The sequence below is a fragment of the Mycobacterium sp. NGS40 genome (assembly GCF_059812735.1).
Genome location: NZ_JCALDG010000016.1, coordinates 147,631 through 162,106, shown reverse-complemented (window position 1 = coordinate 162,106; position 14,476 = coordinate 147,631). Strand labels below are relative to the sequence as shown.

The following is a 14,476-nucleotide window of genomic DNA, read 5'->3' as shown; positions in this document are numbered from 1 at the left end:
TGAGCGACTCACCAACGCCTACTACGCGGCGATGGCGGCGGCGATGGTGTGGATGTACGCGGTGATGAGCGGTAGCCTGCCGGGCCAGGTCAGCCACCCGAAGCCCGATTCGCTGGCCATGAACATGCCCGGCATGGAGATGCCGGCACACGAGATGTCCAAGGCCCCAGCAGGATTCGGGTGGATCACCGCGGTGAACTGGATCGTGGTCCTCGGTTTCGCGGTTGCGGCGCTGTATTGGTCAAGCCGTTGCGCCGCCCGGCGGCAGTCCGCGCGCTTGGTACCGATGTATCAAGCTTGCGCTGCCGCCGGCACCGCGGCGATGTTCTTCGCCCAGCTCTAGGCGCAGCGCCTAGGCCGCCAGGTCGTCGGCGTCCTTGAGCATCTGCTCCATCTTCTTCATGGCGCGCTTGTTGCGGCGCCAGCCCCGAACGGTGGCGATTGCGGTCTTGAGGCCGCGCCGCCGGCCGGTCTGCGGGTCGGTACCCGCGAAGTCGGCTTCCAGTTCGGCGAACATCCGCTCGCTACGGGTTTCCGGAGCGTCGTCGGCGTTGTCCAGCAAGTACTTGTTGGGCAACGACAGCTTGGCCATCGTGCGCCACGTCTTGCCGTACTGCACCAGGAAAGATCCTGTGGTGTAAGGCAAGTCGTACTTGTCGCAGACCTCGCGCACTCGCACCGAGATCTCATGCAGCCGATTGCTCGGCAGGTCGGGGTACAGGTGGTGCTCGATCTGGTGGCACAGGTTGCCGCTCATGAACCGCAGCGCCGGTCCCGCCTCGAAGTTGGCACTGCCCAGCATCTGGCGCAGGTACCAGTGTCCCTTCGACTCTCCGATCATGTCGGTCTTGGTGAATTTCTCTGCGCCATCAGGGAAGTGGCCGCAGAAAATCACCGCGTTGGCCCACACATTGCGGATCACGTTGGCAACGGCGTTGGCCTTCAGCGTGGACTTGTAGGTCGCGCCGGGCGACAGCGAGGTCAGTGCCGGGAATGCGACATAGTCCTTGAGCACCTGACGACCGGCCTTGGCGAAGAACTCGTCCGTGCGCTGCCGCGCTTCGTCCTGATCCATCCGCTTCTTGACGATCTTGCCGATTTCCACGTGCTGCAGGCCGACACCCCACTCAAAACCGAGGGCCAGCAAGGTGTTCCACACCAGGTTTAAAAGGTTGAACTTCTTCCAGCGCTGGTCGCGGGTGACGCGCAGCATGCCGTAGCCGACGTCGTCGTCCATCCCGAGGATGTTGGTGTACTTGTGGTGCACGAAGTTGTGGGTGTAACGCCAGTGCTTGGACGAGCCGCTCATGTCCCACTCCCACGAGGAGGAGTGGATCTCCGGGTCGTTCATCCAGTCCCACTGGCCGTGCATGACGTTGTGGCCGATCTCCATGTTCTCGATGATCTTGGCCACGCCCAAAGTCACAGTTCCGGCCCACCATGCCGAGCGCCGCGAACTCGCGGCCAGCATCAGTCGGGCGGACACCTCCAGCGCACGCTGTGCGGCGATGGTGCGATGAATGTAGCGGGCGTCCCGCTCGCCACGTGAGTCCTCCACGTCCTGGCGGATAGCATCGAGCTCAACGGCCAGGGCTTCGATATCAGCGTCCGACAGATGCGCGAATACGTCGATGTCTGTGATCGCCATCGTTCTCACCTCCCGGCGTTCGATTTTGTGGTCAGTACCTACGCTATCGTAACCTACGACTCCGTAGGTTACCTATGAGTAATACCTAAATGTCGAGCACACAATCGCCGGAAGCCGCCGACACGCAGGTCTGCACCCGGCTTCCCGGCTCGTGTTCCTGCCCGGTTCGCAGGTCACGGACGTGACCCTCCACCAGGGGTACCACGCAAGACTGGCAGATACCCATCCGGCAGCCGAAGGGCATCTGGATTCCGGCCCCCTCCCCCGCATCCATCAGCGAGGTCGCGGCGTCGGCGGCCACCGTGCGACCGGTGCGGCCGAAGGTCACCGTTCCGCCCTGGCCGGCCGGTGCCGACTTGGCCACCGCGAACCGCTCCAGGTGCAACCGGTCGCTGATGCCCGCGGCAGCCCATACCTTCTCGGCCTGGGCCAGCATGCCCTCCGGTCCGCAGGCCCAGGTTTGACGTTCGCGCCAGTCCGGTACCTCGTCGTCGAGCCGGGCGAGGTCGAGGCGCCCCTTCGTGCGGGTCTCGCGCACCTGCAACCGGTACCCGGGATGCACCGAGGCGAGCGCGGTCAACTCGGCACCAAACATCACCTCGGATTCGGTGGGCGCCGAATGGACGTGCTGAATGTCACCAATCTGCTTGCGGCGCACCAGCGTTCGCAGCATCGACATCACCGGCGTGATTCCCGATCCCGCAGTGAGGAACAGAATCGACGGCGGAGCCGGGTCGGGAAGCACGAAGTTGCCCTGGGGTGCGGCCAGCCGCACGATGGTGCCCGGCTCGACACCGCCCACCAGGTGGCTGGACAGGAAGCCTTCCGGCATCGCCTTGACACTGATCGTCACGGTGCGCTCGTGGCCGGACCCCGACCGCGCCACCGGGCTCGACGTCAGCGAATACGACCGCCAGCGCCAGCGGCCGTCCATCCGCAGTCCGATCCCGATGTATTGGCCGGGCTCGAAGTCGAAGCTGAAGCCCCAGCCCGGCTTGATGACCAGGGTCGCGGAATCCTCCGTCTCGCGGCGAACCTGCACGATGCGGCCCCGCAATTCCCGCGCCGACCATAACGGGTTGGCCAGATGTAGATAGTCGTCGGGCAGCAGCGGTGTCGTGATGCGCGCAGCGATCTGGCGCAGCGCATGCCAGCCGGGATGCCGTTCCGCGCCCGCGACCGTCGGGCGCTTGGTGTCGACCACATTCGCGGTGACCGATTGGTATTTCCTACCCATAATGAAAGCTACGGTACCGTAAGTTACGTTATCTTTTCCAGGCTGACCCGCCCGGATTGCGTCACATTCGCCGGCCGGTCGAGGCGGTCACAACAGCTCGAGCAGGAACGGCAGCTCCTGGTTCGCATACCAGGCCAAATCGTAATCCTGGGCGTCGCCGACGATCAGATCGGCATCCTCATCCCCCAGGTCAGCGGCATCGATGGCCTCGATCGCCTTCGCCACGGCCTCCTCCGCGCCGGCGTTGTCGACATAGGCCGCGACCACCTGGTCCATCGAGACCGGCCCGGCGATTCTGACCACCGCATCGTCGAGGTCGGGACGGAAGGTGACGTCGTCGACCTCGGCGGTCAGCACCGCGCGCCGCGGCCGCACCGACTCGGCGTCGTGGGCCGCCAGCAGACGCAGCGACGCCAGCGCCGCCTCGCGCAACGCCACGTCGGCGAGCTCGTCCTCGTCGCCTTCCGCATAGGCCTCGCGCAGTGTCGGGGTCACCGCGAACGCGGTGCCGTTGACCGGCCGCAGCGAGTCCTCGGCGACGAGCTGCTGCAGCATCGTCAATGTGACCGGAATGTAGACCTGGGTCGCGCCCATCCCTAGGCCTCGATCAGGGTCGCCGCGTAGTCGTCGACATACGTCGACAGCTCGCGGGGCGGACGATGATAGTTGCCGCTGACGACCGGACGGTCCGGCAAGTCAACCTTCGGCTGGTCGACCTCGTGGTAGGAGATGCTGGACAACAGGTGGTGCATCATGTTCAGCCGCGCGTGCTTCTTGATATCGGATTCCACTATGTACCAAGGGCTTACCGGCGTGTCGGTGTGCACCATCATTTCGTCTTTGGCGCGCGAATAGTCCTCCCAGCGGTACACCGATTCCAAGTCCGTGGTGGACAGTTTCCAGCGCCGGACGGGATCGTTGCGGCGTGCCTTGAAACGGCGCAACTGTTCGGACTCGGAAACCGAAAACCAGTACTTGCGCAGCAGAATCCCGTCGTCGATCAGCATCTGCTCGAATATAGGAGTCTGGCGCAGAAACAGCGCATGTTCTTGCGGCGTGCAGAATCCCATGACTTTCTCGATGCCGGCGCGGTTGTACCACGATCGGTCGAACAGCACGATTTCGCCCTTGGAAGGCAGGTGCGCGATATACCGCTGGTAGTACCACTGGCCGCGCTCTCGATCCGTGGGCACCGGCAAGGCGGCGATATTGGCGGTACGGGGACTGAGGTATTCGGTGATCCGCTTGATGGCACCCCCCTTGCCCGCGGCGTCACGGCCTTCGAAGAGCACCACGATTCGCGCGCCGGAATACCGTACCCACTCCTGCAGCTTCACGAATTCTGCTTGCAGCCTGAACAATTCGGCTTCGTACACGGCCTCGGAGATCCTGGCGACGGCGCGCGCCGGCGATTTCTTTTTCTTCGTCTTCGCCACTGGTGCGCCGTCATTCGAAGTGCTCACATCAACGAATGGTAGATGCACGCATACCAATTTTCACCGCTAACGACTAGCGGGAAGCGTCGAGTAGTTCCTCGAGTGATTGCTTCAGCAGCGCGGGCAGCAGGTCGACATCGCTCATCGCCTCGCGGTCGGCATTGATTCCGAAATACAGCGTCCCGTTGTACGACGTCACACCGATGGCCAGCGCCTGATTGTGCAGCAGCGGCGGCACCGCATAGGTCTCCAGCAGTTTGGTGCCGGCGATATACATCTGCGACTGGGCGCCGGGGGCATTGGTGATCAGCAAGTTGAACAGCCGCGCCGAGAAGCTGGTGGCCACCCGGATGCCCATGGCGTGCAGGGTCGGTGGCGCGAACCCGGACAACGTGACGATGGTCCGGGCGTCGACCAACCGGGCGGCCGACGGATTGGATTCGGTGGCGTGCGCGATCTGCGACAGCCGCACCACCGCATTGGCCTCGCCCACCGGCAGGTCGACCAGGAACGGGGAGACCTGACTGATCATTTGGCCGGGGCCCGTCGAGTCGTGCTGGTCCTCGGCATACACCGAAAGCGGTGCCATCGCCCGGATGGTGGCGCTCGACGACACCCCTTCCCCGCGCGACATCAGCCAGTTGCTCAGGGCACCGGTCACGACCGCCAGCACCACATCGTTGATGTCGCAGTCGTAGCGGGCGCGCACCGTCCGGTAGTCCTCGAGGCTTCCGCGGGCGACAGTGAAGCGCCGATGACGCGAAACGGTGGCGTTGAGCGGACTACTGGGCGCGGTGCCGCGCGCGACCGTGCGCGCGATGTCGAAGACCCGGCGACCCACGTTGAGCAGTTCGCCGTAGTTCGTCGCCACCCCGGCCATCGCGGAGCCGACGGCCTGCAGCTGCGTGCCGGGGCCCACCAGCCAGTCGGTGAGCGCGCCCAGCAGCAGCCGCGTCGAGCCGGGCTCGCGTTCCGGGATCCAGATGTCCTCGGGGAACGGCGCCGGCTGCCGGGTCCGATCGGCGATCACATGGCCGATCTCCAGCGCGGTCATCCCGTTGATCAGCGCCTGGTGCGACTTGGTGTAGAGCGCGACCCGGTTCTTGGCCAGGCCTTCAACCAGGTACATCTCCCACAGCGGGCGCGTCTTGTCCAGCGGGCGTGCGGCCAGCCGGGCGATCAGCTCGTGCAGCTGTTCATCGCTGCCCGGCGACGGCAACGCCGAGCGCCGCACGTGGTAGGTGATGTCGAAGTCGGCGTCATCGATCCAGACCGGCCGGGCCATGCCGACCCCCACTTCGCGCACCTTCTGCCGATAGCGAGGTATTTGCGGCAACCGCTGTTCGACTGCGGCGAGCAGCGTCTCGTAGCTCAGTCCGTTGCGCGGGCGCTGCAGGATCGACAGCGATCCGACGTACATGGGGGTGGCGCTGTTTTCGAGCCGATAGAAGGATGCGTCCGCTGTGGACAACCGGGTCACCATTGCGGCCCTGGCCTCCTTGGTCAATCCTTCGGGTTCCCCGATGTTCCCGCTCACCGTAATCGTCCGCCAGGGCGCAACACGGCGCGGGTACGCGCGATGTCGAATTGTGCGATGATGGCCGGCAACTGAAAAGCATTGAAAGACCAATTGTCTGTCACTCTCCTGCAGGCCGCTCGTTCACTGACTACTTGGAGAGTGCGCGTTGTCCATCAGCTCCGTAAACCCCGCTCACCGTGACGATTTCGCCGTCGTGCCCGTCGTCGAGTACGAACCGCCGCCGCGGCAGGTGCCGCGTAACAGCGCCGGCTGCCGGCAGCCGGCGGTGGCACGCCGAAGCGGCGGCGGGCCGCGCCGGCCGTACAGCGGGCGGCCGGTCAGGCAACCCGAGCCGGCGGCGGCTTGGTCGGCGACAATGCGTCAGGCGGGCGCCTTCGCCGACGCCGCGCTGCGCCGGGTGCTGGAGGTCATCGATCACCGCCGGCCGGTCACCCAGCTTCGGCCGCTGCTGGTGCATGGCCTCGTCGACTCCGTGCTGTCGGTGAGCCAGGCGCGCGGCGGGCGCCAGGGCGCCGCGGTGCTGCGCCGGATGCGGCTGCAGCCGGTCGGGCACCGGGATGCGGAGACCGCCGCCGAGGTGTTCGGCTCTTACAGCCGCGGCGACCGCATCCACGCCATCGCGGCCCGGGTCCAGATGCTGCCGACCAGCAACGGAATCCGGTGGCAGGTGGTGGCCCTGCACCTCGGTTGAGCGGCTAGGCCGGCGATGCGGCGCCCTCGCGCGACGGGCCGCCCGAGAATCGGGCCAGCACCGGACCCAGGATGGCCATCACGAACACATACGCCGTCGCCAGCGCGGCCACAGTGGGGATCGCCGCGCCGACCAAGCCGATGATGATCAGCGAGAACTCGCCCCGCGCGACCAGTGCGGTCCCCGCGCGCAACTGCCCGCGCCGCGCCACGCCGTCGCGCCGGGCGGCGAAGATCCCGGTGGCCACCTTGGTGGCCGCGGTGACGGCGGCCAGCGCCAGCGCGACCGGAAGCACCGGAACCAGCTCGTGCGGGTCCACCTGCAGACCGATCGCCACGAAGAAGATCGCGGCGAACAGGTCGCGCAACGGTCCCAGCACCTTGCGCGCCCGTTTCGCGGTGTCACCGGTCAGGGTGAGCCCGACCAGGAAAGCGCCGACGGCCGCCGAGGCGTGCAGCGATTCGGCCAGCGCCGCCACCATCAGGGTCACCCCCAGCACCCGCAGCAACAGCTGCTCGGAGTCGGCGTTGGCCACCAGCCGGCCCACGTGATGGCCCCAGTAATAGGACGCGAAGAACGCGACGAAGAGCGCACCGATCGCGACGGCCATCCCCGCGACCGCCTCCAGCCCGGTACCGCCGGACGCCAGCACCGCGAACAGCGGCAGGTAGGCGGCCATCGCGAAGTCCTCGAGCACCAGCACCGACAGCACGGCCGGCGTTTCGCGGTTACCGAGCCGGTGCAGGTCCTCCAGCAGGCGCGCGATCACACCGGAGGACGAGATGTAGGTGACGCCGGCCAGGGCCAGAATCGCGATGCCGTCCAGCCCCAGCAGCCACCCCGCCACCGCTCCCGGGGTGGCGTTGAGGACCGCGTCGACCCCGGCCGAGGGCAGGTGGTGACGCAGGCTGGCGGCGAACTCCGTCGCGGAAAACTCCAGTCCGAGGGTCAGCAGCAGCAGCACGACGCCGATGGGCGCACCCGTCGTGATGAACTCACCGGCGGCGGCCACCGGCCAGATGCCACCTTTGCCCAGCGACAGACCCGCCATCAGATAGACCGGGATCGGCGACAGCGCGAACCGCCGCGAGATGGCCCCCAACACCGCGAGCGCGGCGAGGAGGGCGCCTAGCTGAAACAGCAGCGCCCCCGAAACCTGCACTGGCTCAGCCCTTGTCGACGATTTGCTCGACGGCTGCGATGCCCTCTTCGGTGCCGATGACGATCAAAACGTCTCGCTCCCGCAGCAATTCGGCAGGACCCGGCGAGGCGAGCACATCCTCGTCGCGCACGATCGCGACAATCGACGCACCGGTGCGGGTGCGAGCATGGGTGTCGCCCAACGGTTTGTCGACGAACGGGCTGCCCGGCTCGATATGGACTTGACCCGCCTCAAGCCCGGGCACTTCGCGGGTGAGCTCGGTGAACCGCTCGGCAATGCGGGGAGCGCCCAGAATCAGGGCTACGGTGTCGGCCTCTTCGTCGGTGAGGTGAAACACCGGCCGGGCCTGGTCCGGATCGTCGGAGCCGTAGAGGACGACGTCGAAGTCGCCGCCGCGCCGCGCGATGATGCCGATCCGGTCGCCCTTATGGCTGACGAACTCGTATCGCAGACCGACGCCGGGCAGCAATACCTCCTTGACATCCATATCCGCAACATACCGGGAACGCCCGGCTTGATACCGCACACGTTGCCGCGATACAGGCGGAGTTCATATCGAGCAGGGCTAGTGCTGGCCGGCCGCCGCGTGCGGGTGCCGCCGTGTCCCGGGCACCAGGGCCGGCACCTCGCGGCGGTAGGCACGGTAGGGCTCGCCCAGCGACTCGACCAGGTCGTGTTCCTCGAGCCGCACCGCGATCAGGATGTAACCCGAGGTGGCGGCGCTGAACAGCAAGTGCCCGAACGTCATCGTGGGTGTCGCCCAGAATGCGATCAGGAAGCCCAGCATCAGCGGGTGACGCACCAGGCGGTACAGGTAGCGAACACGAAAGTCCAATTCGCGGTATGGTTTTCCGCGCCAGGCCAGGTACACCTGTCGCAGGCCGAACAGGTCGAAATGGCTGACCATGAAGGACGAGAAGAACACCGTGGCCCAGCCGAGCCAGAACAGCGCCCACAAAACCACCCGTGCCGCCGGCAGACTCACGTCCCACACGACGTCGGGCAGCGTGCGCCACTGCCAGTAGAGCAGCAATAGCGCGGCACTCGCCAGGATCACGTAGGTGCTGCGTTCGATCGACCTGGGCACAAATCGGATCCACCATCTCTTGAACGCGGGTCTGGCCATCACGCTGTGCTGAATCGCGAAAACACCGAGTAGGACTACGTCAATCAGCACCGCCGGGCCGACCGGGGCCGAGAGCGCATGGTCGACGCTGCGGGGCACCAGGATGTTGCCGACGAATCCGATCGCGTACATGAACGACACCAGGAACAGCAGATAAGCCACTGCGCCGTAACAGATTGTCAAATATCGACTCATGTATGGATTGTCCGCCGAATCCCCGGCGAGGGAATGGGGCGATTGCCTCAATTTTCTGCAGCCGGTGAGGACAATCCCTGTTGCAGGGCATACATGCTGGCGCCGATGCGATTCGAGACGCCGATCTTGGCGTACGTTCGCTCCACATGATTGCGGGCGGTCTTCTCGGTGATCACCAAGGCCGCCGCGATCTCCTTGTTCGACGCGCCGCGAGCGACCAGGCGAAGTACCTCGATCTCGCGCGGGGTGAGACCATCCGGACGCGGCTTGGGCCGCCCGGCCGGCCGGCCGGCCGCATGCAGCACCGCTTCGACCGCGACAGGGTCGAGCTCGCCGGCGCTCACCCGCTCGTGCATCCGCCGGCTCGCCGCGCCGGACGACAGCTCGCCGCGATATGGTCTTGGCTCACAAGCGGATTGGTAACTGACCGCCGCTGCCAGGATACGGTCGGGCAGGCTCAGCGCGGAACCGGCAAGTCCGCGTGGATATCCCGATCCATTCAGACATTCATGGTGGTTTCCTGCGACTTCGGCCAGCCGCCCCAGGCCGCGAACCTGGTTGAGGATCCGGGTGGTGAGATAGGGATGCAGTCGCACCCGTTCGAATTCGCCCGCAGTCAAAGACCCTGGCTTGGACCAGATTTGATTCGACACACCGATGCGGCCCAGGTCGTGCACATGGCCAGCGCGTCGCGTCAGGGCCGCCGAACCCGCGTCAACGCCGGCCGCGGTTGCCGCATCGCCGGCGAGTCCGGCCACCGCACGCGAATGCCCAAGGGTGAAAGGACATTTGAGGTCCACGAAGTCGCCGAACGCGACAAGCAGTGCGTCCAGCCCGTCGTCGTCGAGCCGCTGATGACGATCGGGGGCCTCGTGCACGGCCGCGGCCCACGCATCGCCGGGGCCCGGGCCGGCCAGGATTGCCTCGGCATCGCGGATGAACGTATCGACAACCTTCGGGTCGAACTGGCCACCGCGGCGACCGCGAGCCATCGCCACGGCGCCCTCGACACCGTAGGTGCGGTGGTGCACCTCGACCATCTCGGCGAGCTGGGCGACCCGCATCTGGATCGGAATCTCGTCGTCGCGGGCGCCGGCAGGCAGGCCGCCGCCGTCGTAGCGCTCGAAGGCGAACGCGAGCGACGCCTGGACGCTGGGGCCCAGGCCGATGCGATCCGCCAGCAGCGCCGCGGAGGTGCAGTGCGAGTGAATGAGCCGGGACAGCTGACCGCGCGCATCGGCGAACAGGGTTGCCATGATGGTCAGCCGCTGCGTCAACGGCTGACCGCGACCGATGTTGCCCAGCAGGAACCGCCAATACGGCAGGCCCGACCAGTCGACCAGATACGAGTCATGCCGGACCGCAATGTCATCGCCGAACCACCGCGCGTATTCATGGGAGTCGGCGTGACATCCGATCCACATCACAAGTGTCGTGTAATAGACGCAATCCCGTTGCGCGTCGGTCAATCCCAGCCGATCCGCGAGCCGGGTCGCGATCATCGCCGCACGCAGCATGTGCTCGGCGGGCTGTCCCAAGCCGAGGTCGATCGCCACCGATAACGCCGCGAGCAATTCGGCCCGGCTGGGCGCCTCGCCCGCCGGCGCCGGCTCGGCTGGGTGCGACGCCATCGGCCCATTGTCCCCTTCGGTCGCAGGCAAGTTTCAGCAAATCGAAATAGTGCGCTGCACGGCGCGATGACGGGCCGGGTCGAACGCCTCCAGACGACCGCCCCCGGTCACGAACAGCCCGCGCTGCGGACCCCAGAAGTCGGCCAAGCGGGCCTGCTGCGGCAACGGGGTCACCACGCCCAGGTCCTCGCCGCGCCATACCGCGCGCGAATCGCGGACGGCCCAGAATCGCTTGGGAGCGATCATGAATCGCTGGCCGTTCGGCGCGCTGCCGGATAGCCGCACCCGCCCGGTGCCCATCAGCGGTCCGGCCACTCGCCCGAGGGCGCCGAGGGCCCGTTGGTTGGTCCACGCCCAGGCGGGCAATCGCGGGGCGATCGCGCTCATCAGCCGGGTCGACGCGCTGGTCCCGAGATCGAGCTGCCACTCGAGCAAGCCGGCAATCCGGATGTACAGCGACCACGGCGTCACCCAGGCGACGTCGATTTCACATTGCACCGCGTCATTGGGTGTGGCCGAGCTGAAGAAGCGGGAGCAGCTGAGTTCGCCGGAACTGGTCGCGTAAAACGTCCATACCCCCGCGGTATCGCGATGCCACACCGACCGGTAGGCCGGCGCGAACGACGACGTGGGTATGCAACGCAGCGCGAGGTAATGTCCGCTGGCGAAGGGGAGCCCCAAAACCCCGAAACCGGCGAATCTTTCGTCGTCGCCGGGGGGCAGCGTGGCACTGTGCAGGACGGCCGAAGCAGCGTCGGCGGGAGTGTGCAACGTACTCATGCACCGATGGTGCGCGGCACCGCGGGGCCCGCGCATGAGGCCTATGCCTCAAACCCTGCTCGCGAATGTGCGGCCAGCCGCACACTCACCGCCGAATGTGCGGCCAGGCTCACATTCGGCGTGGTGAAGCTAGCGCTTCTTGACCGACTTCGGCGGCTTGGCGCCCCGGCCTTGCTGACGGGCGGCGGCGCGGCGCTCGCGCCTGCTGGCCCCGGCGGGCACGCCGGCCGGAGTCTTCTGCGCGCCACCGCCGTTGCGCTGAACTTCGGCCGAACCGTCTTCTGCCGGACCGGAATACGTCAGGGCGGGGGCCTCGGTATCAATGCCCTTGGCGCGCAAGGTGCTTGGCGCCGGCTCGCGTACCGCGGCGGGCGCGGCGGCGGATTCGCCCTGCTGCTGTTCGGTGGCCGCGGCGGCAGTCGCGAACTCCGCCAGGCCTTCCGGCGTTTCCACCGGCGCGACCTGCGGAGCGGGAACCGCTTCGACGCTGACGTTGAACAAGAAGCCGACCGACTCCTCCTTCATGCCATCCAGCATGGCCATGAACATGTCGTAGCCCTCGCGCTGGTACTCGACCAGCGGATCGCGCTGCGCCATCGCCCGCAGCCCGATGCCCTCCTTGAGATAGTCCATCTCGTAGAGGTGCTCACGCCACTTGCGGTCGATCACGTTGAGCAACACGTTGCGCTCCAGCTGTCGCATCGCACCCTCGCCGGCAATCTCCTCCAGCTCGGCTTCTCTTGCGGCATAAGCCCGTTCGGCGTCTTTGACGAGCGCCTCGAGCAGCTCCTCGCGAGTGAGATCGTCGTGCTCGGAGTCCGCGTCCCGACGGGTCAGCGACTCGTGCTCGATCCCGACCGGATACAGCGTCTTGAGCGCCGACCACAACGCGTCGAGGTCCCAATCCTCGGCATAGCCTTCGGTTGTCGCGCCGTCCACATAGGCGGTGATGACATCGCGGACCATCTCGAACGCCTGCTCCTGCAGGTTCTCGCCCTCGAGGATGCGCTTGCGCTCGGCGTAGATCACCTTGCGCTGCTGGTTCATCACCTCGTCGTACTTCAGGACGTTTTTGCGGACCTCGAAGTTCTGCTGCTCAACCTGGGTCTGGGCGCTCTTGATAGCGCGGGTGACCATCTTGGCTTCGATCGGCACGTCGTCGGGCAGGTTCAGCCGGTTGAGCATCGCCTCGAGCGCGGCGCCGTTGAACCGGCGCATCAACTCGTCACCCAGTGACAGGTAGAAGCGCGACTCACCCGGGTCGCCCTGCCGGCCGGAGCGACCGCGCAGCTGGTTGTCGATACGGCGCGACTCGTGGCGTTCGGTGCCCAGCACGTACAGCCCGCCGGCCTCGATGACTTCTTCGGCCTCGGCATTGGCTTCTTCTTTGACCTTGGGCAGTTCCTCGTGCCAGGCCGCCTCGTACTCGTCGGGCGTCTCCACCGGGTCCAGACCCCGGGCGCGCAGCCGCTGATCGGTGAGGAAGTCGACGTTGCCGCCCAGCACGATGTCGGTACCGCGACCGGCCATGTTGGTGGCCACGGTGATGCCGCCGCGGCGACCGGCCACCGCGATGATGCCGGCTTCCTGCTCGTGAAACTTCGCGTTGAGCACGTTGTGCGGGATGCGGCGCTTGGCGAACTGCCGTGACAGGTACTCCGAGCGCTCGACGCTGGTGGTACCGATCAGAACCGGCTGGCCCTTCTCGTAGCGCTCGGAGACGTCGTCGACGACCGCGATGTACTTGGCCTCTTCGGTCTTGTAGATCAGGTCGGACTGGTCTTGGCGGACCATCGGCTTGTTGGTCGGAATCGGGACCACGCCGAGCTTGTAGATCTCGTGCAGCTCGGCCGCCTCGGTCTGGGCGGTACCGGTCATGCCGGCCAGCTTGTCGTAGAGCCGGAAGTAGTTCTGCAACGTGATCGTGGCGAGCGTCTGGTTCTCGGCCTTGATCTCGACGTGCTCCTTGGCCTCGATGGCTTGGTGCATGCCCTCGTTGTAGCGACGACCGATCAGCACCCGACCGGTGAATTCGTCGACGATCAGGACCTCGCCGTCTCGGACGATGTAGTCCTTATCGCGGTTGAACAGCTCCTTGGCCTTCAACGCGTTGTTCAGGTAGCTGACCAGCGGCGAGTTCGCGGCCTCGTAGAGGTTGTCGATGCCCAGCTGGTCCTCGACGAACTCCACCCCGAGTTCGTGCACACCGACGGTGCGTTTGCGCAGGTCGACCTCGTAATGGGTGTCCTTTTCCATCAGCGGCGCCAACCGGGCGAACTCGAGGTACCAGTTGGAGGCACCGTCGGCGGGCCCGGAAATGATCAACGGCGTGCGGGCCTCGTCGATCAGGATGGAGTCCACCTCGTCGACGATCGCGAAGGTGTGTCCGCGCTGCACCATGTCGTCCACCGAGTGCGCCATGTTGTCGCGCAGGTAGTCGAAGCCGAACTCGTTGTTGGTGCCGTAGGTGATGTCGGCGTGGTAGGCCACCCGGCGCTCGTCGGGGGTCATGTTGGCCAGGATCACCCCGACCTGCAGGCCGAGGAAGCGGTGCACCCGGCCCATCCACTCGCTGTCGCGTTTGGCCAGGTAGTCGTTGACGGTGACAATGTGCACGCCCTTGCCGGCCAGCGCGTTGAGGTAGGCCGGCAACACACAGGTCAGCGTCTTGCCCTCACCGGTTTTCATCTCGGCGACGTTGCCCAGGTGTAGCGCGGCGGCGCCCATCACCTGCACGTCGAACGGACGCTGGTCCAGCACCCGCCAGGCGGCCTCGCGGGCCACCGCGAAGGCCTCGGGCAGCAGGTCGTCGAGGGTCTCGCCGTCGTCGAGCCGCTTGCGGAACTCGTCGGTCTTGGCCCGCAGCTCCGCATCGGTGAGTTTCTCGACGTCGTCAGACAACGTGTTGACATAGTCGGCCACGCGCTTGAGGCGCTTGACCATGCGACCTTCACCAAGGCGCAGCAGCTTCGACAGCACAGCTAGGTCCCCTGTGGGTAGGAGTCTTCGTTAGTAAGGCGACTCCCATCG

13 protein-coding genes are annotated in these 14,476 nt (G+C 66.2%); 2 read left to right on the top strand and 11 right to left on the bottom strand.

What is annotated here, in order from left to right; translation table 11 throughout:
- Positions 1-343, top strand: a 343-nt coding sequence (locus tag AC5Y5O_RS22985; RefSeq protein WP_500027605.1) for a DUF5134 domain-containing protein, incomplete at its 5' end; no start/stop codon positions are given.
- 9 nt (positions 344-352) lie between these two features.
- Here AC5Y5O_RS22985 and AC5Y5O_RS22980 read toward each other — a convergent pair.
- From AC5Y5O_RS22980 to AC5Y5O_RS22960, 5 genes are all read right to left on the bottom strand, one after another.
- On the bottom strand, positions 353-1,648 hold the full coding sequence (locus AC5Y5O_RS22980) for a fatty acid desaturase family protein (protein WP_096285312.1): 1,296 nt from the start codon (positions 1,646-1,648) through the stop codon (positions 353-355).
- Positions 1,649-1,733: 85 nt separating this feature from the next.
- Positions 1,734-2,885, bottom strand: a complete 1,152-nt coding sequence (locus tag AC5Y5O_RS22975) for a ferredoxin reductase (protein WP_096285310.1) — start codon at positions 2,883-2,885, stop codon at positions 1,734-1,736.
- Between the two features lie 87 nt (positions 2,886-2,972).
- Entirely contained in the window at positions 2,973-3,479 is a 507-nt protein-coding gene (locus AC5Y5O_RS22970) for a DUF6912 family protein (protein WP_096285308.1), read from the bottom strand.
- A 2-nt stretch (positions 3,480-3,481) separates the two neighbouring features.
- The gene (ppk2, locus tag AC5Y5O_RS22965; protein ID WP_423790882.1) at positions 3,482-4,321 is read right to left on the bottom strand and encodes a polyphosphate kinase 2; all 840 of its coding nucleotides are present in this window, start codon (positions 4,319-4,321) and stop codon (positions 3,482-3,484) included.
- 73 nt (positions 4,322-4,394) lie between these two features.
- On the bottom strand, positions 4,395-5,804 hold the full coding sequence (locus AC5Y5O_RS22960; protein WP_096285304.1) for a WS/DGAT/MGAT family O-acyltransferase: 1,410 nt from the start codon (positions 5,802-5,804) through the stop codon (positions 4,395-4,397).
- 202 nt (positions 5,805-6,006) lie between these two features.
- Between AC5Y5O_RS22960 and AC5Y5O_RS22955 the strand changes: the two genes are divergently transcribed.
- Positions 6,007-6,552 (top strand): Rv3235 family protein, encoded by a 546-nt coding sequence (locus tag AC5Y5O_RS22955; RefSeq protein WP_096285302.1) that lies wholly within the window; start codon positions 6,007-6,009, stop codon positions 6,550-6,552.
- A gap of 4 nt (positions 6,553-6,556) precedes the next feature.
- On the opposite strand, the gene AC5Y5O_RS22950 is transcribed toward AC5Y5O_RS22955, so the two are convergent.
- The 6 genes from AC5Y5O_RS22950 to secA form a co-directional block, all read right to left on the bottom strand.
- Positions 6,557-7,714 carry a cation:proton antiporter gene (locus AC5Y5O_RS22950; protein ID WP_096285300.1) on the bottom strand — a complete coding sequence of 386 codons (1,158 nt, stop codon included), beginning with the start codon at positions 7,712-7,714 and terminating at the stop codon, positions 6,557-6,559.
- 4 nt (positions 7,715-7,718) lie between these two features.
- Positions 7,719-8,201 carry a cation:proton antiporter regulatory subunit gene (locus tag AC5Y5O_RS22945; RefSeq protein WP_096285298.1) on the bottom strand — a complete coding sequence of 161 codons (483 nt, stop codon included), beginning with the start codon at positions 8,199-8,201 and terminating at the stop codon, positions 7,719-7,721.
- Positions 8,202-8,279: 78 nt separating this feature from the next.
- Positions 8,280-9,035, bottom strand: a complete 756-nt coding sequence (mddA, locus tag AC5Y5O_RS22940) for a methanethiol S-methyltransferase (protein ID WP_500027601.1) — start codon at positions 9,033-9,035, stop codon at positions 8,280-8,282.
- 47 nt (positions 9,036-9,082) lie between these two features.
- Positions 9,083-10,666: an HD domain-containing phosphohydrolase gene (locus AC5Y5O_RS22935; protein ID WP_500027597.1), complete on the bottom strand. Its 1,584-nt coding sequence runs from the start codon at positions 10,664-10,666 to the stop codon at positions 9,083-9,085.
- A 33-nt stretch (positions 10,667-10,699) separates the two neighbouring features.
- Positions 10,700-11,446 carry a hypothetical protein gene (locus tag AC5Y5O_RS22930; protein ID WP_096285292.1) on the bottom strand — a complete coding sequence of 249 codons (747 nt, stop codon included), beginning with the start codon at positions 11,444-11,446 and terminating at the stop codon, positions 10,700-10,702.
- A 129-nt stretch (positions 11,447-11,575) separates the two neighbouring features.
- The gene (gene secA, locus AC5Y5O_RS22925) at positions 11,576-14,425 is read right to left on the bottom strand and encodes a preprotein translocase subunit SecA (RefSeq protein ID WP_096285290.1); all 2,850 of its coding nucleotides are present in this window, start codon (positions 14,423-14,425) and stop codon (positions 11,576-11,578) included.
- Between the last annotated feature and the right edge of the window lie 51 nt (positions 14,426-14,476).

Coding starts and splice junctions, on each gene's coding strand:
- AC5Y5O_RS22980 (WP_096285312.1), bottom strand. CDS start 1,648: ATGGCGATCACAGACATCGACGTATTCGCGCATCTGTCGGACGCTGAT.
- AC5Y5O_RS22975 (WP_096285310.1), bottom strand. CDS start 2,885: ATGGGTAGGAAATACCAATCGGTCACCGCGAATGTGGTCGACACCAAG.
- AC5Y5O_RS22970 (WP_096285308.1), bottom strand. CDS start 3,479: ATGGGCGCGACCCAGGTCTACATTCCGGTCACATTGACGATGCTGCAG.
- AC5Y5O_RS22960 (WP_096285304.1), bottom strand. CDS start 5,804: ATGGTGACCCGGTTGTCCACAGCGGACGCATCCTTCTATCGGCTCGAA.
- AC5Y5O_RS22945 (WP_096285298.1), bottom strand. CDS start 8,201: ATGGATGTCAAGGAGGTATTGCTGCCCGGCGTCGGTCTGCGATACGAG.
- mddA (WP_500027601.1), bottom strand. CDS start 9,035: ATGAGTCGATATTTGACAATCTGTTACGGCGCAGTGGCTTATCTGCTG.
- AC5Y5O_RS22935 (WP_500027597.1), bottom strand. CDS start 10,666: ATGGCGTCGCACCCAGCCGAGCCGGCGCCGGCGGGCGAGGCGCCCAGC.
- AC5Y5O_RS22930 (WP_096285292.1), bottom strand. CDS start 11,446: ATGAGTACGTTGCACACTCCCGCCGACGCTGCTTCGGCCGTCCTGCAC.